Source organism: Prevotella sp. OH937_COT-195, assembly GCF_003932845.1.
Classification (GTDB): domain Bacteria; phylum Bacteroidota; class Bacteroidia; order Bacteroidales; family Bacteroidaceae; genus Prevotella.
In genome coordinates, this window is the sequence record NZ_RQZH01000222.1 from 1 (window position 1) to 239 (window position 239).

At 48.1% G+C, this 239-nt stretch carries 1 pseudogene; it reads left to right on the forward strand.

Annotated elements, in window-relative coordinates:
- A pseudogene (locus tag EII32_RS11960) lies at positions 1-239 on the forward strand (IS30 family transposase); the annotation flags it as partial.

Genomic DNA, 239 nt, shown 5'->3' on the forward strand with positions numbered 1-239 from the left:
TCGATCCTGCCCGGCACGCCATACTCACACCGGTGGAGAAATCCACCAATATGTTGCTTATGCGGAAACTGCCATTTGGGAAGCGGTCAAAGCCTCCGGCAAAGGTGGTTAGAAAACTGCTGCTGCCATACAAAGACTGCATGAAGACCATTACCACTGATAATGGACCTGAATTTGCGGCACATAAGGACATCACCAAATACTTAGGCGTACCTGTGTACTTCGCTGATACATATTCT